The organism is Peterkaempfera podocarpi, from assembly GCF_042466665.1.
Lineage (GTDB): Bacteria > Actinomycetota > Actinomycetes > Streptomycetales > Streptomycetaceae > Peterkaempfera > Peterkaempfera podocarpi.
Window position 1 is genome coordinate 958,786 of sequence record NZ_CP162102.1, and the last position, 17,150, is coordinate 975,935.

Sequence of the window (17,150 nt, forward strand, 5' to 3'; positions counted from 1 at the left end):
AAACGAACCTTCATGTTAACTTAGCACGCTGGGGGCGTAACGGGGCAGTTGCGGCCGAGCTGCCGCCCATCGTGATCCGGGCTCGGCGGCTTCGGAAGGCGCGGTCACGAGGATCAGAAAACGCGCCGTCCACTCGCGCGGGTGGAGGCCGTCGACGCAGCTGTCCGGGGTCCCGTCGAAGCGGGTGACGATGAGACCGGCGCCGCACTGGGCCCGTGCAGCGGTACACGGGCGCCGAGGACGGGTAAGGTCTTCACGACGCCCCCGAGAGGCGGTGGGAGCCATGCTTGCCTATGATCCCGAGCACGTCGGCCCCGAACTACCGGTTCCCCTGGTCCCGTTGACCGGAGTGCAGGGTGTGCTCCAACGGCGCATACTGAGCCCGCGCGGTCCCGACTTCGCCGCCGCACAGCGACGTACCGCAGCCTGGGCCGCCGTCGCCTGCGGGCTCACCGCAGCCGCCGCGTTGCTGCCGTCGGCCGCCAGGTGGGGCGGTCTCTCCTGTGCCTCTCTCGTCGCACTGGTCGCAGTGGCGCGAGTCTGGGTGCTGGTCCGTGCGCAACGGCTCCAGACCGCTTTCGAGCTGCGCTGGCGCGAGGCACAGACCGCGGTGCTCCGGGGGCACTGCTTCGAGATCCTCCGGCTCACGGTCCGGGACTCCGACGACATCCCGGGCGGCTGGCTCGGCTACGACCTGAACCGCCTGGACCAGCTCCGTGAGCTGCTCGTACGCCGCGCCCGGAGTCTGACAGAGAGGCCACTGGCCCAGGTACGCATCGAGTTCGCCTACTGGAGCACCCCCGGGACCACCATGGCCGTGGCCGAAGTGCGCCGGAATCTGGCCGACCTGGAGGTGCTGGCGGAGCCCTCAGGGTCGGCGTGCGCTTCGGTCCGCCTGCCGGAGGCACGCTACGCCACCGCACCTGACGCGGCGGGCCGACCTGCTTCCTTCGCCCGCTGGGAGCTGACCGGCCAGGTAGTTGTCGGCCCCGCCGGTCCCGGTCAGGGGTTCGGTTCCGCCGTTGGCACGGGTGTCGGTGCAGGTGCCGGCGGCGGAGGCTGATCCTGGTCGGGCTCCACCAGGTGGGCATGCAGCAGGTGGGCATGCAGCAGTTGGTGCCGGAACTCGAAGAGCCCGTTGACCTGGCGGAGAACACCCTTGCTGCACGCATCCTGCAGAAATGTCATCAGCTGCATCGGGGTGTGCCGACGCGAGGCCAGCCAGAGCCGGACCAGGACGAAACGGCCCCAGGAGCTGGCCCCGAACGCGAGCAGGCCCAGGCCGAGGCAGCTGAGCAGTCCTCCGCCCACGGCACACAGCAGGATCAGCTGCGTGTGCGACAGGTCGGTGAGGATCCGCAGGTGGTCGAACTCGGGTGAGCGGTGGGCGGACGGCAGCTTGGCGCCGAGGTACGCACCGGTCAGCGCGCCAGGCAGGAATCCGACCGCGCAGGTGTATCCGACCACGGCCCGGTCGGCGGTGAGAATCCCTCGCGGTGTCACGGTCTCCATCAGGTTGGTGGGTTCACTGACCCACCGGGCCGCCGCAAAGGTCAGCCCGCTCAGCACAAAGGCTGTGGCCACCAGCTGCACACGCGCGTAGAGGAACCAGACCATCGCCGCACAGGCGACCCCGCCCAGGAAGCCGAACCCGAGGGTGCGCAGCAGCGCTCCCTGGTCCGAACGCCGCTGTATGGCAGTGCCCAGCGCCGGCCTGGCGCGACGCGGCTGGTCGGCAGGCAGCGCCTCCACGACGACCCCGCCCACGGCCCCGCACAGCACCCCGATCCAGACGCCGATCCAGGGACGCTCGAAGAGCTCGAAATACAGCCCGGCCGCGAGGCCGCACACCCACGCCCCGTTCAGTACCGCCACGCCCACGGCGAGCATTCCCGGGACTTGAGTGTGGAGCCGCCACCAGGCCAGGCGTCCGGTCGCCGGGTCCGCCCGTCCGGCCAGGAAGCGCAGGATCTGTTCCGCCTCGACGGGGCCGACCTCGTCCGGCCGCGGCTGTGGTCCGAGTCGGTAGGCCGCGCTGACGAAGGCCCCCCACAAGTACTTCTGGATCCGCTGGACTGCGTCGGTCTCATCCGATTCCATGAGCTCGCGCGGGATACGACCGCCGAGGTGCACGGCCAGGGCGAGATAGAGCGGCGTGCTCAGGGCGTCCCGCAGCGGTCCGGACGGGTGGGACCGCAGGCGGGAGAGCGTCGCGTCCAGGATCGGACGGCTGGCCGCGCCCTCGGGCACTGATGCGGCGAGGGCCTTCCGGATATCGGCGACGGGGAGCGGGAGCAGTTCGACCACGCAGGCCCGGCGCAGGATCCGCTCATCGGTGTCCGCCCGGGCGAACTCGGCGGTGCGGCCACTGAGTACGAAGGAGCGGCCCTGGAGTTCGTCCTCGACGGCTCTCAGAAATGCGCTCGGGTCGGCGAGTTGGTCCAGGCCGTCGAGGACCGGAAGGACGTAGCGTGCAACGATCTCCTCGGCGACCGTTCTTCCGTGCTGGTCGTCCCGGACCTGCCGGGCGTGGTTGATCAGCAGTTCATCGGCCATCCATCGGCGCAGCGAGGTCCCCGACCGCCACGAGGCGACCGAGAACACCACCGGGAACGTTGCCGGGGATCCCTCGGCGAGCGCCAGGGCGAGCAGGATGCAGACGGCGGTCTTCCCTGCCCCACCCTCACCGGTGACGACCAGCCGGGTCGGTGAGCCGCCGCGCGCGTGATCGGCCACCCGGTCGACCAGACGTTCCAACTGGCCCCCGTCTTCCAGGCGTTCGTGCAGACCCGCAGCCCGGTCGGAGCGGCTCGAAAGCCGCCACGGCACATGCAGAAGCCGGTCAGCGTCCAGACCTCTCTCGTGGCTGGCCGTCCGCAGGTCCGTCCCGACCCGATCGGCGAGGGACCTCGCCCGTTCCGCTGCTGCCGCGTCCAGGTCCCGCCGCCGGATGGTCGGTGAGACAGTGGCGAAGATGGCGATGACGATGGCAAGCGCCATCGGAATCGCCGTTGTCCACAGGTCAAGCAGTCCCCATCGATGGCGGACCAGGTTGAGCACGGCGAAGCCGATCGTCGTGCACAGCAGGAGGCCCAGGACCAGGACGATCCAGTTCAGGCGATCGCGCAGATTCATCGGTTCCCCTCCTGAGGGACGACCGCGGGCAGCGACTCCGCCGCCCGGCTGGTGAAGCGCAGCGCCGCCGAGCGCCGGGCGGCCCGCTGAGCCACGCGCCCCAAAGCCGGGAACCGGCGGGCTGCCATCGCCTGGAGAAGCAGAAAGTAGACCATCCCCCCGTACCTGCGGGCACCTGGCCCAGGGTGCCGGTGGGCGAGCTGGCGGCAGACCAGGCGCAGTCGCTCAGCCACCTCTGCCAAGGAGAGGGAACGGGCCGAGGCGAGGGTGACGATGCCGTTGAACTGATCGTACGGGAGGTCCATGTAGTCGTCGAGGAGCTGAAGGCAACTCCCCAGCCTCATCGCCAACTCGCGGTCCGCGTCGGGGATTTCCGGGCGGACGAGATGACACAGGACGAGGTTGGCATAGGCCCCCTTGCCGCGCGTGATCTCCTCGATGAGGGCAAGGGAAATGTCCGGCTCCCGCTGCCGCCGGGACAGGCACTGGTACATGTGCAGTTCCTGGAGAGCGGTGAACGCCGCCACCGTGGAGGAGGTCGGTGTGCGCTCGACGATCGCCTCGATCATCCGCGCGAGCACCACCTCCGCCTCAGAACGACCGAACGGCTCCTCCTGGTCCGACTGTTTGCACAGCCCATCCTCAGCTGTACGGGCGAAGAGTCGCGCCAGCCTGGTGTCCGCGGACCGGTCCGGTGAGTCGTCGATGAGGTCGTCGTAAAGCCGCGTACAGGCTCCGGCCAGCACCACGACCTCCAGTGGCGGCTCGCCGCCCACCGCCCGGGCGTAGCAGAGGACTGCGAGTCCGATCTTTGAGCTCATGACGCTCAGCGAGGCGTCCATCGAGGCCCGGACAGGCGACTCGGAAACGACCCGCAGCAGGATCGGCGCCACCGTGCGCTCGTAGGCCTGGGCCAAGGCGCTGAAATTTCGACCGGCGAACCAGACCGCTGCGGGCAGTCCCAGCGCCAACCGCACGGACCGCGCGAGCGCCTTCAGATCCTCGAAGAGCAAGCCCATGCCTCCGCCGCCGCAGTGTCGCAACGAGGCTCCCACAGTGGGAACTTGCGGTAAAGAGCACAGTCGCACCACCCGCAGGCAACGCGACCCGTAGGGCTGTCCGGCGATGCCACCACACGGTTCGGATCACTGCTCGCGGCCGTAGGGGGCTTGCTGGGCAGAGGCCGTGGCGACCGGCGAATCTCCGCTGTGACCGGCGACGGGCGGCATCACGCGAGGTCGCACTTGTTCACCCTGGCGTCCGAACAGACACAGCACCTCGGCAGGCTCTTGGCCGCTGTTGCCGAACCAGTGCGGCAACCGGGTGCTGAACTCGGCCGACTCGCCGACTCTCACCTGCAGATCCTTGTCCCCCAGCAAGAGGCGCAGGCTGCCGGACAGAACGTACATCCACATGTGCCCTTCGTGGGTCTGTGGGTCGGGTTCCGCGCGGCCCACCGGCACGATCAGCTTGAACGCCTGGATGGGGCCGATCTGACGGGCGAGCGGCAGACGCACCATCCCGTTCCAGGGCTGAGGCATCAGCCGGTTGAAGGGTCCTTCCTGCGGCGCAGCCTGGACCACGTCGTCCAGGCCGATCCGCAGCGCCTGGGTGATCGGCAGCAGGAGTTCCAGACCGGGGCGCCGCTGGCCCGACTCCAGCCGGGACAGGGTGCTCTTGGAAATGCCGGTCGCCTCGGCGAGCGCGGTCAGTGTCACGCCGCGACGTACCCGGTGTCGCCGCAGCTGAGGGCCTACTTCCGCCAGTACCAGGGCGATCGTTTCGTGAGGTTCCACGACGGTGAAACGTCACCTCCTCCGCGCTGATTCCCGGAAACAGCAACACGGCTTGTACGGGGCAGCGAGGGTCGCCCAGGGTGGCAGTCCGCACGTGACGTGCGGTTCGCACGGCCGGTCCATGGCCCCGTCCGTGTGTCATCGGATCCCGCCGGCCTGCGGATCGCGGGCCGGCAAGAAGGCAAGAAGGAGATGTTGTGAGCAACTGGGGAGCTGACGGTTGGGCGGTCGCGCCCGGTGAGGGCGTGCGGGTGGAGCCTGGGGGGAATCACTGGCTCGAGGTGATCGTGCGCGGCAAGGACGTCGATGACGCCTTGGGAGCGTTCGTCTTCACTCATGACGTGATCACCGAGAACCCTCCGCATGCCCACCACGGCTTTATGAAGATCGTCTACGTACTGGAGGGGCACTACGACTTCCGGGTCGGCGACACGACCTTCTCCGGGGGGCCGGGCACCGTGGCTGTGGTGCCCAAGGGGAGCCAGCACACGTTCACGACTCCCACCGGCGGACGGGCGCTGTTCGTCTCGGCACCTGCCGGCAACGAGGAGCTCTTCCTCGAGATGGGCAAGCTGGGCCCGCATCCCACTCCGGAGCAGTTGGCGGACCTCAACGGCCGGTTCCACACCACTGGCCTGGGGGATGAAGAGGCTTCCTGGCAGCAGATGCACGGCGAGGGCGACGCGCCCGGATCATGAAACCACATGCGCAAACTCTCAAGGGAGCGGCAACGCGCCTCGGCGGGCTCTCGCGGGCCCGTACACGATGCCTTGTGCCGGCGTGCGATCGCGGCCAGGTCAGGCCAGCAGTCGACAAGCCTTCTCCTACTCACTCCCGTGCCGTGGCGAGCGCGCTGCCGCGACTGCATCGGACATCATCCCCATCTCTTCGTCCGGAAGGATTTCACTCGTGACAATCAACATCCCAGCCGCCATTCTCGAACAGGCCGAGGCAGAGGAGATGTACGAATTCGAAGGCGGAGTTCCGGAAACACTCAGGGAGAAATGGGGGATCGCGTCCGCCCGACTGGGAGGCGGAGTCGTGCTGGCCATGCGGGACGACTCCAGTGACTACTGGAGCAAGGCTCTCGGATTCGGGTTCGACGAGCCCGTCACGCTGTCGATGATGGACCAGGTCATCTCCTTCTATCGTGAGCGGGACGTCCGCCTGGCCACCGTCCAGCTCGCGCCGTCGGTGGTTCCCGACGACTGGCCCGCAATCTGTGCGGCTCTCGGCCTCGAACCCGGCGAGATCATCCGCAAGCTCGGCTGTGACATCGGGGCGGCGGTCGAGGCGAGCGCGGGTGCCGCCCTCGACGATGGTCTGACAGTCGGCCCGGTCACCCCGGACGAGGCCGCCGCCTGGGCCGACGTGATGCCGAGGGCGATGGGAATGCCTCACCAGGGAATGCAGGACATGGCCGCCGCCTCCGTCGGCCGCGCCGGCTGGCACCCCTTCGCCGTCCGCGAATCCGGCGCCATCGTCGCCACCGCCACCCTGCGAGTCCAGGGCGAGGTGGGCAGTCTGTTCGCGGGGTGCACCCTGCCTGAGGCACGTGGGCGCGGAGCACAGTCCGCGCTGATCGCTGCCCGCATCCGAGCGGCCCGCGACGCGGGGTGCCGCCGGCTCGCCGTAGAGACGTTCGACGAGCCCGCGGGCACGCACAACTCCTCGTACCACAACCTGATTCGCGCCGGATTCACGCTCCAGTACCCGCGCCGGAACTGGATCTGGCGCAACCCGGCGGTGTCCCCCGGCGCCGACGTCGCCGCTGACTGAACCCCACCGCCGTCGGCGACCCCAGGCCCCTGACGGCCGGGGCGCCCCCGACAGCGGGCGGCAGCCTGCCGCTGAGGGTCCGGCAGTCCCTCGTTGGCAGCGCAAGGAGCAGGCCGAGGTTGTGGATGCCCAGGTGGCGTCTGTGTCCCACGACGCGCTTGCCGACGCCGATCCCCCGGCCGGGCACGGTGGACGTACAGGACGCCGTTCGTGAGTGTGCGCAAGTCATGCCCGAGTGGGCGACCGAGAGACCACTGCAGTGTCGATGACGTGCGGCCATGTCTCGGCAGTACCGTCCGCCCCATCTGGTGAGGGCGTACACAAGGGGGAACGAGGCGCCGCGGGATGCGGCAGGAACAAGGCAGGCAAAACTACGGACTCTGCGTGGTTGCGCCCATTGTCCTCCATGGCTCCCAGTTCGCACGAGCCGCGCAATCAAACACCATTTTCCAGGTTGAAGCATCCTCTTGAAAGGAGATTCCATGATGCAGACAAATGATCCGCTCAAGCCGGTCGTGAGCGCGTACGCCGCCACGTTCGAGAAGCTGGCAGCCGCCACTGGGCACACCCGCAGGGGCCGCAACGATGCCCTGCTGGCCGTCTGCGGGGCTCCCATCGCTGCGCTCAATGCCGTGATCAGTACCAGTCAGGAGCCGGACCCCGAGGAGATAGCCGCGCTGGCGACCACCGTGGCCCAGGGGACGGTGCCCTGGAGCATCCACGTGCGCGGGGTGCCGGGGCCCCTCGTCGCCGAAGTGGCGGCACACCATGGGCTCACCCGGTTCGCCAGTCAGCCGCTGATGATCCGACGACCCGAACAGGACATGCCGCAGGAGTCCGGCATCGCCTCCCTGCGCGTACGGGCGGTGTCGGCCAACGAACTGGACCTGTACGCCCGAACCCTTTCCACGGGCTTCGAAGGCCCACAGGAGATGTTCCGGATCTTCGCCGACCCGGCGCTGGCGCGGATCGACGGGGTCACGCACTACGTGGCAGAACTCGACGGGCAACCGGTAGGGACGGGCATGACGGCCGTCTTCGGCGAGCTGACGGGTATTTTCAACATCACCACCCTGCCCGAGCACCGACGGCGCGGCTACGGACGGGCCGTCACGGCGGAGCTGGTACGCCTCAGCCGGGCCGCCGGCGCCCCCACCGCCTATCTCTATGCGAGCAAGATGGGCGAACCCGTGTATGAGTCTCTCGGCTTCCGTACCGAGGAGCACCTGACCGTGATCACTGCTGAATTGTGATCACGGAGGACGGCTCGAACCATGGCGCCGGTCGCACCCGGCACGACGGCCGCTCCCGTGGTCGTGCCGGGTGCGGGCGAGCCCGCGAGTGTGCCGCGCGACGAGCTCCGGATGCGGCCCGGGGCCGCGCCGCTCGCACGACCTGCGCGGGGCTCTCCTTCACCGCCCTCATCTGGTTGCTCATCGCGTACCTTTTCGGTCTTGTTGAGGTGCTCGAGACCCGTGGAACTCGGTAGGGGAAAGGTCGGCCGACCGGGGCGCGTACGTCCGCGCGCCCCGGTCGGGCCCCCAAGTGACCGGGGCACGCACCATGCGAAGGAGACGGTCGTGCGGCCGAGGACGGCCTGAGGCCGCTCGCCGGTCGGCCCGCGACGAGCGCACAGCGGCGACACGCGGAATCCACGGGCAGACTGTCGACCCGGCAGCCCTGACGGGTGGCGCCGGCCGACAGAACCACCCCGTCCTGCCGGCGACTTCGCTCCAGCGGGGCGTGTGGTTCCGTCCGCTTCGCGGCCCTGTCCCTCCGTCGGCATGGAAGGTCTCGGGGACGACGCCGTCGCGCTCGATGGTCTCGCGGATCGCCTCCGCGACGCGGCTGCCGTCGTCAGGCCTGTCGCGCCCCCGCGAGTTCGCCGCGACGGTGGATCCGGTCGCGGCGCTTCGCGGCCCGCAGGAACACCACGGTGGGAACGGCGCAGACCAGGATGGCGAAGATGCTGGCCTCGGGGCCGAAGCTTCCGCCGGACAGGATGTCGGGACCGCTGACGTAGGCGCGCAGGAGGCCGCCGGTCCCGCTGCCGGCGCCAGAGACGGCGGTGCCGTAGATGCCCTGCTCAGCCGCGTTCCAGGCGAAGTGCAGTCCGATCGCCGGCCACAGCGAGCGGGTGGCGGCGTAGAGCGCACCGAACATCAGTCCGGACTCGACGGCGATCGACAGCGCGCCCCAGACGGTGGCGTCCTTGTTGACCAGGTGCAGGCCGCCGAAGACGAGCCCCGAGACCACCACGGCCCCGTAGGTCCCGGCCTTCTCCTCCAGCACCCGGAACAGCGCGCCGCGGAAGGCCAGTTCCTCGGTCACCGAAGCGCAGATCATCAGTCCCAGGGTGGTCAGCGCGCCGTCGATCGAGCCCCAGCCCCGGACGTGGTAGCCGCCGACCATCGCGACCAGGCCGATCGTGACGGAGAACAGGCCCAGCCCGAACAGGGCCCCGCGGCTCAGTTCCGACCGCGCCCGGGAGAGCGCCAACTCCCGCGGCCTGCGGCCCTCCAGGTACCGCACCAGCCCCACGTACACGGCCAGGGCCAGTCCGGCCGTCGCCACTCCGGTGATCAGGGCGGTCAACGCCGTGCCGTCGGCCGTGTCGTTGATCCCGGCAGTGATCGCGTCCACCGCCAGCATCAGGATGAACAGCACGGGCAGCCGCACCCACGCGGAGGCCGCCCATCGCGCCGGGCGTCCGGCACCCGCGTCGGGCGCCGCAATCAGGGGGGCGTCACTGGTGGCCGGCTGCGCCGCCGACCGGGGATCGTTGAACACCATGGCTTCCTCCGCAGGGATTCGCTCGTCGCGGCTGGTCCGCGCTCCCGACACCGAGAAGCTACGGGCCGCGCCCCGCGCGAATCGTCACCGCGCGGTGGGCACTTGCCGCCTACGCCGGTCCCCCGGGCGAGCTACCGACTGTCCTCCCTCGGGGGATGCCGTCGCCCGCCACCAGGCACTATGTTCGCCGTGCGGAACCGGCCGGTTGGGCGCCGGACCCGCCCAAGCCATGGAAGGCGTATGGAAGACCGAGCAGTTCACGACCTGTCGGACGACGCGCCCGGGTGGGGAGTCGCTCCCGCCACCGCGAACCCGCTGGAGGCCGCCGTCGCCCGGCTCCGCCGCCTGGCGTGGTGGTGGGGGTCCCGTCCGGCCGTCACCAGGGACCGCGAGTTCGCGCTCGTCTTCACCGTGCTGTCGTTCGCGGCGCCGCTGTCGCGGATCGGCGCGCAGCTCGGCGACCTCCCCGTTCACCAGGCCTCCGTCGCGAGCGTGCTGCTGACCTTGGGGCAGACCCTGCCGCTCGCGGTGCGCACGCGATGGCCGGCCGCCTGCCTCGCGGTCACGGGCGCCTCGTTCGCGGTCCACGAGTCCCTCGGCTGCCCGCCGACCTTCGGCAGTGTGGGGCTGTACCTCGCGCTGTACTCGGCGGGCGCCCACCAGAACCGCCTGCGCCGGACCGTCGCCCTGGCGGCGACGGGCGGCTACGCGGTCTTCGGCGTCGTCCTGCACGCGCTGGGATCGCCCGACGGCCTGGACGACCTCCTGCTCTACTACGCCGTCCTGGCGGCGACATGGGGCCTGGGCGTTCTGGTCCGCGGGCGGCGGGCCCAGGAGGCCGAGCATCGGCGACTGTCCGCGCAGGCTGCTCTCGCCGCGGAACGCAGCCGTCTGGCCCGGGAGTTGCACGACGTGGTGACCCACCATGTGACCGCAATGGTCGTGCAGGCAGGAGCGGCGAAGTACCTCACTGCGGCGCCCGAGCGTCTGGACGAGGCCCTCGACGCCATCAGCGGCACCGGCCGCCGCGCGTTGGCCGAACTGCGCTTCCTGCTGGGCGTGCTGGAGGCGACCGGGGAGTCGGGGGGCCGGGAGCGGACGCCGTTGCCGGGCCGGGTGCCCGACCTGGTGGAGCAGACTCGCGCGGGTGGCCAGCCCATCGAGCTGGCCGAGGAAGGACAACAACCGGACATGGCCATGGCCGCTCAGCTCACGGCGTACCGCGTCGTGCAGGAATCCCTGACCAACGCCGTGAAATACGCCGCGGGTCGCCGGACACGGGTACGGCTGACGCACGACCCCGACGGGACGCACGTGGAGATCACCACCGCCGGCGCGGACGGCGGCGCGCCGGTCCCCGCCGTCCCGCGGGGCGGCGTCCCGCATGTCTCGGGAGGCCGGGGTCTGGCCGGCCTGCGGGAACGGGTGGAGATGCTGGGGGGCGAGTTCGCGGCCGGACCCGCCCCCGACGGCGGATTCCGGGTGTACGCGCGCATCCCCGCGGGAGGAGCCGCGTGAGCACCGCGCCCGCACCGATCAGGATGCTGGTCTGCGAGGACCAGGCCCTCGTACGCACCGGCTTCGTCACGATCTTCTCCGCCCAGCCCGACATGGAGGTGGTCGGAGAGGCCGCCGACGGACGCGAGGCGATCCGCCAGGCCGAGGACCTGAAACCCGATGTCGTCGTCATGGACATCCGCATGCCCCTGCTCGACGGCATCGAGGCCACCCGACGCCTGGCCGGCCCCGACTCCGCCAACCCGGCGAAGATCCTGGTCGTCACAACCTTCAACGTCGACGAGTACGTGTACGAGGCCCTGCGCGCCGGGGCCAGCGGCTTCCTGCTGAAGGACGCGCCACCGCCCGAACTGATCAACGCCGTACGGACCGTCGCCCGCGGCGAGTCCCTCCTGTCCCCCGCCGTCACACGCACCCTGATCGGCCGTTTCGCCGAACGCCTGCGCCCCGCCGGCGCCCCCGCGTCCCCCGAACGCGACCGCCTCAAGGCGCTCACCCCCCGCGAGCACGAGGTCCTCCTCCTCATCAGCGACGGACTCTCGAACGCCGAGATAGCCGCCGAACTGGTCCTCAGCCCAGAAACCGTGAAGACCTACGTCTCCCGCATCCTCACCAAGCTGGATCTCCGCGACCGCGTCCAAGCGGTGGTGCTGGCGTACCGGGCGGGCCTGGTGAAGGAAGGCAACCGACACTGACGTCCGGGCGGATCCAGTGAGCCGCAGGGAACGGCGACCGCCAGGCAAAGCCAGTCGCCGAAAAGGACCTTCCGGCAGTGCGCTTCGCGGCCGGCGTCGCCCGGTGCCACCGGCCGCGGCTCCGGATCGTCCGCGTGTGGCGCCTTTCGACCGGGTCGGGGCCTCGATTCCGGTGTGCAACGTGATGGCTGCGACCAGGGAGGCCGAAGCGAAGGCGTTCGCCGGGCTTGTCGACACGGTGCGGCGCGATTTCCCCGGGCTACTGGTCACCGTGGTGACATGACGTTCAGCCGAGTACGGCCGAGGCTTCGCGCAGGATCAGGCCGGCTCCGACGGCCACGACCGCAAGCGCCGAACCCAGCGGTGCCGCGCGGGTGAGGAGTGCGAGTGGCCGCCCGCCGCTCGAGCGCCGGCGCCGGATGGCCGCGCGTGCTATCCGGTCCCCGGCCCGGACAACGGTGAATCCGGCGACGGTGAGGGTGAGGGCGAGTCCGGCTCCGTAGGCGAGGACGAGCAGCACGCCGAACCATGCCTGCCCGAGGGCGGTCGCGCCCACCAGAACGACCACGGCCGAGGGGCTCGGGACGAGGCCGCCGGCGAATCCCAGCAGGAGCGTGCCGCGCAGAGTGGGGGCCGGGTTGTGCGGATGCGTGTGGCCGTCGTGGGTGGGGGTGTGGCTTGCGTCGCCGTCAGTGTGCAGGTGCGGGTGGTCGTCAGTGTGCAGGTGCGGGTGATCGTGGGTGTGCGGGTGTCTGTGGGTGTGCGGGTGTCCGTGGGTGTGATGGGTGTGCCCGCGCCCGCGCACGGCTCGTCGTACGAGCCCGGCTCCGGTGGCCGTGACCAGGACGCCGCTGGCGATGCCCAGCCAGGCGATCACCGAAGTCGTGGCGGTGGAGCCGGCGGCGATGAGGAGGCCGAGGGCGACCACGCCCAGGGTGTGGGTGACGGTGACGGAGGCTGCCAGCGGCAGTACGTCGCGGATGGTGGCGCGGCCGCGGCCGCGGGCGGCGGCGGTGGCGGCCATCAGGGTCTTGCCGTGGCCCGGGGCCAGTGCGTGCAGCGCGCCCAGCGCGAGAGCGGCGGCCAGGGCGAATGCCGCGAAGCCCGGGGTGAGGCCGCGGCGGGTGATCAGGTCGTCCAGGGCCTGCGTCCAGCGGTCTGCGCCACGCGGCAGCACCGACGGCGCGGCTGCGGCCGGCTCGTCGTCCACCAGGGCGGCGCCACCGGGCCGGATGCGAAGGGCCGCCGTGGAGGTGTCGGCGGGCGAGGAGAGCAGGCTCTTCGGGTAGGAGGTCAGCGTGTGGGACACCGAGGTCAAGGGGACGTCGCTGGTCGTGAGGGTCATCCGGTCACCACGAGCGGTGATCTCGCGCCAGCCTGGGCCGGAGTCGGCGCCGGCGCTGTGGAAGGCCACGGAGACCGTGTTCTGTGCGGGGAGCGGTGCGGTCAGTCGGCATTCCACGCGCAGGGTATGCAGTCCCGCCTGCCCGGGAAGCAGCTCGGCCCGGCTCGCCACGACCGTGGTGCCGACCCGGCGACCGGCCACGGTGAGCGTGCTGCCGCGGGCGGCGGCCTCGCACCTCTGCTGGGCCCAGGCGGTCATGCCCAGCTGCCGGATCCGCGGCTCGGCCTGGGTGGCCGGGATCTCGGCGAGGTCCTCGTCGTGGTCGATGCGCAGGTGCCCGGGGGAGGCGACCAGGCCGTCGTAGCGGTTGACGGTGAAGTTCCCCAGCGGATGGGCGTTCGCGGCGCCGGCCGGAAGGAGTACCAGGGCGCCGGCGGCGAACAGAACGGCTGCGCAGGGCGCAAGGATCCGGCGCCGGCGCGCGGTCCTGCCACCTGCGGCGGGTGCAGTCGTGGTGGTCACTTGACCGCCTCCAGGATCGTGTGTGCCGTATGGGCTCCCAGCGGTGAGAATCCCGGGTTGAGGAGGAGCGCGGTGGACAGGTCCTGGTGGGCGGCGGCGGGACGGCCGGCGCCGTACTCGATCGCACCGCGGTGGTACACGAAGAGCGCGTTGCGGTAGCCGGTGGCTGTGGCCCGGCGTGCGTACGGGAGGGCTTCCTGATCACGGCCGTTGACGTGCAGGGACCAGGCGAGGGCGTCGGCCGTGTGCACGGTGTGGCGGCGAGCCCACTCGGCTCGCGCGGCGGTGAGCGCCGCCCGAGGGTCGCCGTGGTCCGCGGCGGCCAGCGCGGTGTCGAGGTCGACGTCGACGCCGCTGGCGCGGGCCAGCGTGATCCAGGTTCCGATGAGCGTGTACTGCTGGTCTGCCCTCGCCCGGTCGCCCGGGCCTCCTCGGGCCTGGTACATCTCGCCCAGTTCGACCAGCGGGGCGGGCAGCGGACAGCGCGCCACCACGCCCTCCATCTCGCGGATCGCCTGCGTGTGCTCACCGGTGGCGTCAAGAGCGCGGGCCCGGCCCTCCAGTGCCGGAAGGTAGGCGGGATCGGCCCGCAGCGCTCGTGCGTACTGCTGCAGCGCGCTCACGTACTCGCCCTGATTCCAGGCGAGTTGGCCCAATGCGGTGGCCACGTAGGCCACGTCGCCGGGACTCACGGCAGACGCCAGCGCCTGATTGAGCACCCGACGGGCGGCGGTCACGTCACCGCGCAGCTCGCGGACGTAGGCGTACCGGGTGAAGACGGGCACGCCGGGGCGCCGTGCGTCGGCTGCATCGGCGGCCTGCGCCGCCTCACCGTAGCGGCCGAGTTCGACGAGGGCGTCGATCCGGGAACACAACGCCCGCTCGCTGTACGGGTTGACCGCGAGCGCCTGGTCCGCGTACCGCAAGGCGCCGGTGAAGTCGTGCCGCGCAGCGGCGAGAGCGGCGAGACCGGCCAGCGCCGGGTCGTTGCCCGGGCGCAGACGCAAGGAGCGGTCGAGCGCCTGCTGGGCCAGTGGGTAGCGGGACGGGTCCCCGTTGGTGCGGGCCTGCTCGACGTAGCCGAGGCCGAGGGTCGCCCAGGCGCCGTAGTCCTTGGGCTGCTCGCGCAAATGGCCCTGAAGGGGCGTACCTGGGTGTCGAGAGAGCCGGTGGTGAGGAGTTCTGAATCGGTGGCGCCGGCGGCCGGCGATACGGTCGGGCCGTCGTCCTGCGTGCCGAGCACAATGCTGCCTACAGTGAGGGCGCCGGCCAGCAGGGTGGCGCAGGCCGCGAAAGCGGCCAGACGGCGTACGGTCGTGCGCCGCCGGGAGCTGACGGGCCCAGCGGGGGTGGGGGCTATCTCCGCAGGCACCTCGGTGTGCCCAGTCTCGGGGCTACTCGGGGATGGCATGTCCTCTCCCTGATCGTTCTGGGCGGTGCGCACTGGTTCGGATCGCCCGGCGCGGCCCACCCGGCAACAGGTCGGTCGGGTGGGCCGCGCCGCCAGGCCCGGGTCAAACGGCCCTGGCGCGCCGGCGGTTGCGCCGCCACCGGAGGCCGGTGACGGTGAGCAGCAGTCCGGCCGCGCCGGCCGCGGAGGAGGCAGCGACCAAGGTGGTGTTCGGGCCGCTCCTGGAGCTGGAGGCGATCGCACCGCTGTTGAGGACGCTGTGTCCGGTCCCGTCTGTGCCGGAGGTCCCGCTCTTGGCTGTGGCGGCCTGTCCGCGTGAGCCCGAGTCCGGCAGCGCGAGGTACGGGAACGTCGTTCCCAACGGTTGGTCGTTCTTGTCGACGGCGTCACCCAGGTCGTTCTTGTTGCCGACGAGTTCACCGGCCACGACCTGCAGCGAGATGTCCACCACGTCGTCGGTCAACCGGCGCCCGTTCGGGAAGCCCGCGGTGTCGCCGTCGAGAACGCCGAGCCTCTGGGGATGCGCGGTCGGCGGAATCGAGGTGTTCAGGCGCAGTTCCTCGGCCGGGCGCACGTGCGGGGGCTGGTTGAGGCCCTTGACGCCCTTGAGGTAGACATTCACCAGATCCGTCCTGGGCTCCGCGGGAGCCGGGAGCTTGTAGACCGCCTTGAGCAGCTGGGGCAGTTCCGGGTTGGTGACGTTCTTCAGGAAGTCTGCGTCCCGCCATGGGGCGGAGGCGTTGAACTTGTCCTTGTCCTTCAGCGGATTGACCACCTCGTTGACCAGCGGGTTGCCGAGCCGGGAGACCTGGGTCCACTGCCCCGCGGCGTTCTTGCGCTCCGTGGTCGACCAGATGCCGATGACCGGCTGGCCGGCGGACTGCCGGATCAAGGAGGACGGCACCTGCAGCGCGACCGAGTTGACGTTGTATCCGGCGAGGGTGTCGCGCCCCACTTCCGACAGGTCGCCGCCGTACAGGAGGTCGAAGACGCGCAGATCGAGGAAGAACGGGTCGTCGGCCTGTCCTGCGAACGTCGTCGTCCCACCGGGAAGTTGACGTACCGCCTGGTCGCGCAGCCGACCGTAGTCCGGCATCGAGCCCTTGCCGACGTTCGAGGGGGCCACCGGCAGGTCGTGCGCGATCCTCGTCGTGGAGACCACAGCCTGGTTGTGCAGTCGCAGCAGGTCGATGTCGTAGGTCTGCTCGATGTTCAGGTCCGGGTCGTCCAGGCTGGTGACGGGGCCGGTGTTGTACAGGAAGGTGTTGCCGTTCCTGTGGTGGGTGGTGAAGGTGAAACGGTAGAGCAGTTCGCCCTGTCCGTCACCGTTGTTGTCGATGTGGATGTCGTACTGGGCGTCGTCGGCGAAGGTGAAGAAGTTCGGGCCGCCGGCCGGGTCCTCGAACGGGATCCAGTCCGCCACGATGGTCGTCGTGTCCGGCTTGTCGGGACTGACGAACGCGTACACGTCCGTGTTGTCGTACTGCGGCTGACCGGAGATCAGCGGCGCCTCCCGGTGGCTGGAGGCCGAGGCCGCCTGCGGTTCCAACCCGATCACGCCCACGGCCGCGAGCCCACCGGCGGCCAGCGCCCCGCACACCGCGGCCGCAAGACCCCGGCGCGCCACGCGTCGTCCGGACAGGCCGGATAATCTGGAGAAGGGTGTCATGTCATCCGTCCTCGTGTGCCCGTCTGTCTTACGCATCCCATTCGGAGCGGCAGTCGGAGCGGATTGGTCGAACACCGCACTCACTTCCGTCGATCATGAGCCTGCGCGCTCGGTGGACCGGTTCGGGGACCATGTGCGGCGGCCCGTGCCATGGCCGCCGGCACAACCAGGACAGGTCGGAGCGGGGGACGGGTGCAGGCGGATCGGACGCGCCGGGCGCTGTGGTCCCATATCGCCGCAATGAACCGGCGATGCCAGGCCAACAGGGTCCCGGGGGTCACCGCGAAGACCTCGCGCCAGCGGCGACGCGGTATCGGGCCCGGGCCCCGACACCCTCGAACCGGCCCTCGTCCGGGCCGGGTCGGCGGATCGGCTGCATCTGCTCCGGTCCGGCGGGCAGATCGAGTTCTGACGCGGCGCGTCGGACGGCTTCTGGCAATGACGTGACGCGCCGTTCGGGCGCCGGCCGGTACGAAAGCCGCGGAGG

Annotated in this window: 14 protein-coding genes; 7 read left to right on the plus strand and 7 right to left on the minus strand. The window is 70.6% G+C overall.

All coding sequences use genetic code 11. The annotated features are described in order from the left end of the window. Window positions 1–283 precede the first annotated feature (283 nt). On the plus strand, window positions 284–1,063 hold the full coding sequence (locus AB0761_RS04465; RefSeq protein ID WP_377267627.1) for a hypothetical protein: 780 nt from the start codon (window positions 284–286) through the stop codon (window positions 1,061–1,063). Here the strand turns inward: AB0761_RS04465 and AB0761_RS04470 are convergent. From AB0761_RS04470 to AB0761_RS04480, 3 genes are all read right to left on the minus strand, one after another. Next, window positions 1,003–3,135 carry a hypothetical protein gene (locus AB0761_RS04470; protein ID WP_377267628.1) on the minus strand — a complete coding sequence of 711 codons (2,133 nt, stop codon included), beginning with the start codon at window positions 3,133–3,135 and terminating at the stop codon, window positions 1,003–1,005. The two genes, AB0761_RS04465 and AB0761_RS04470, sit on opposite strands and share 61 nt — an antisense overlap. Beyond that, a complete protein-coding gene (locus AB0761_RS04475; RefSeq protein ID WP_377267630.1) occupies window positions 3,132–4,154 on the minus strand; it encodes a hypothetical protein in 1,023 nt (340 codons plus the stop codon). The genes AB0761_RS04470 and AB0761_RS04475 overlap by 4 nt, the downstream gene beginning before the upstream one ends. Before the next feature lie 126 nt (window positions 4,155–4,280). Then, a complete protein-coding gene (locus tag AB0761_RS04480; protein WP_377267631.1) occupies window positions 4,281–4,931 on the minus strand; it encodes a helix-turn-helix domain-containing protein in 651 nt (216 codons plus the stop codon). Window positions 4,932–5,128: 197 nt separating this feature from the next. Here AB0761_RS04480 and AB0761_RS04485 point away from each other — a divergent pair, with 197 nt between their 5' ends. From AB0761_RS04485 to AB0761_RS04495, 3 genes are all read left to right on the plus strand, one after another. Next, window positions 5,129–5,629: a cupin domain-containing protein gene (locus AB0761_RS04485; RefSeq protein ID WP_377267633.1), complete on the plus strand. Its 501-nt coding sequence runs from the start codon at window positions 5,129–5,131 to the stop codon at window positions 5,627–5,629. A gap of 211 nt (window positions 5,630–5,840) precedes the next feature. Beyond that, window positions 5,841–6,710, plus strand: a complete 870-nt coding sequence (locus AB0761_RS04490) for a GNAT family N-acetyltransferase (protein ID WP_377267634.1) — start codon at window positions 5,841–5,843, stop codon at window positions 6,708–6,710. Between the two features lie 482 nt (window positions 6,711–7,192). Then, the gene (locus tag AB0761_RS04495; RefSeq protein ID WP_377267635.1) at window positions 7,193–7,963 is read left to right on the plus strand and encodes a GNAT family N-acetyltransferase; all 771 of its coding nucleotides are present in this window, start codon (window positions 7,193–7,195) and stop codon (window positions 7,961–7,963) included. 604 nt (window positions 7,964–8,567) lie between these two features. Here AB0761_RS04495 and AB0761_RS04500 read toward each other — a convergent pair. Further along, window positions 8,568–9,503, minus strand: coding sequence for a CPBP family intramembrane glutamic endopeptidase (locus AB0761_RS04500; RefSeq protein WP_377267637.1), 936 nt, complete (start codon window positions 9,501–9,503; stop codon window positions 8,568–8,570). Window positions 9,504–9,743: 240 nt separating this feature from the next. On the opposite strand from AB0761_RS04500, the gene AB0761_RS04505 reads away from it, so the two are divergent. The 3 genes from AB0761_RS04505 (at window position 9,744) to AB0761_RS04515 (ending at window position 11,999) form a co-directional block, all read left to right on the plus strand. Continuing rightward, on the plus strand, window positions 9,744–11,021 hold the full coding sequence (locus tag AB0761_RS04505; RefSeq protein WP_377267638.1) for a sensor histidine kinase: 1,278 nt from the start codon (window positions 9,744–9,746) through the stop codon (window positions 11,019–11,021). A gap of 23 nt (window positions 11,022–11,044) precedes the next feature. Further along, window positions 11,045–11,716 (plus strand): response regulator, encoded by a 672-nt coding sequence (locus AB0761_RS04510; RefSeq protein ID WP_377273932.1) that lies wholly within the window; start codon window positions 11,045–11,047, stop codon window positions 11,714–11,716. A gap of 136 nt (window positions 11,717–11,852) precedes the next feature. Further along, complete coding sequence (locus AB0761_RS04515; RefSeq protein ID WP_377267639.1) at window positions 11,853–11,999, plus strand: hypothetical protein; 147 nt, start codon at window positions 11,853–11,855, stop codon at window positions 11,997–11,999. Window positions 12,000–12,002: 3 nt separating this feature from the next. Here AB0761_RS04515 and AB0761_RS04520 read toward each other — a convergent pair whose 3' ends face one another. From AB0761_RS04520 to AB0761_RS04530, 3 genes are all read right to left on the minus strand, one after another. Next, on the minus strand, window positions 12,003–13,583 hold the full coding sequence (locus AB0761_RS04520; RefSeq protein ID WP_377267640.1) for a nickel transporter: 1,581 nt from the start codon (window positions 13,581–13,583) through the stop codon (window positions 12,003–12,005). Next, window positions 13,580–14,713 (minus strand): tetratricopeptide repeat protein, encoded by a 1,134-nt coding sequence (locus tag AB0761_RS04525; RefSeq protein WP_377267641.1) that lies wholly within the window; start codon window positions 14,711–14,713, stop codon window positions 13,580–13,582. Before AB0761_RS04525 ends, AB0761_RS04520 begins: the two co-directional genes overlap by 4 nt. A gap of 384 nt (window positions 14,714–15,097) precedes the next feature. Next, a complete protein-coding gene (locus AB0761_RS04530; RefSeq protein ID WP_377267642.1) occupies window positions 15,098–16,663 on the minus strand; it encodes a DUF4331 domain-containing protein in 1,566 nt (521 codons plus the stop codon). Between the last annotated feature and the right edge of the window lie 487 nt (window positions 16,664–17,150).

What these genes read in the sequence shown, in the direction of transcription:
- AB0761_RS04465 (WP_377267627.1), top strand. Translation starts at nt 284, where the DNA reads ATGCTTGCCTATGATCCCGAGCACGTCGGCCCCGAACTACCGGTTCCC.
- AB0761_RS04470 (WP_377267628.1), bottom strand. Translation starts at nt 3,135, where the DNA reads ATGAATCTGCGCGATCGCCTGAACTGGATCGTCCTGGTCCTGGGCCTC.
- AB0761_RS04475 (WP_377267630.1), bottom strand. Translation starts at nt 4,154, where the DNA reads ATGGGCTTGCTCTTCGAGGATCTGAAGGCGCTCGCGCGGTCCGTGCGG.
- AB0761_RS04495 (WP_377267635.1), top strand. Translation starts at nt 7,193, where the DNA reads ATGATGCAGACAAATGATCCGCTCAAGCCGGTCGTGAGCGCGTACGCC.
- AB0761_RS04500 (WP_377267637.1), bottom strand. Translation starts at nt 9,503, where the DNA reads ATGGTGTTCAACGATCCCCGGTCGGCGGCGCAGCCGGCCACCAGTGAC.
- AB0761_RS04505 (WP_377267638.1), top strand. Translation starts at nt 9,744, where the DNA reads ATGGAAGACCGAGCAGTTCACGACCTGTCGGACGACGCGCCCGGGTGG.
- AB0761_RS04510 (WP_377273932.1), top strand. Translation starts at nt 11,045, where the DNA reads ATGCTGGTCTGCGAGGACCAGGCCCTCGTACGCACCGGCTTCGTCACG.
- AB0761_RS04530 (WP_377267642.1), bottom strand. Translation starts at nt 16,663, where the DNA reads ATGACACCCTTCTCCAGATTATCCGGCCTGTCCGGACGACGCGTGGCG.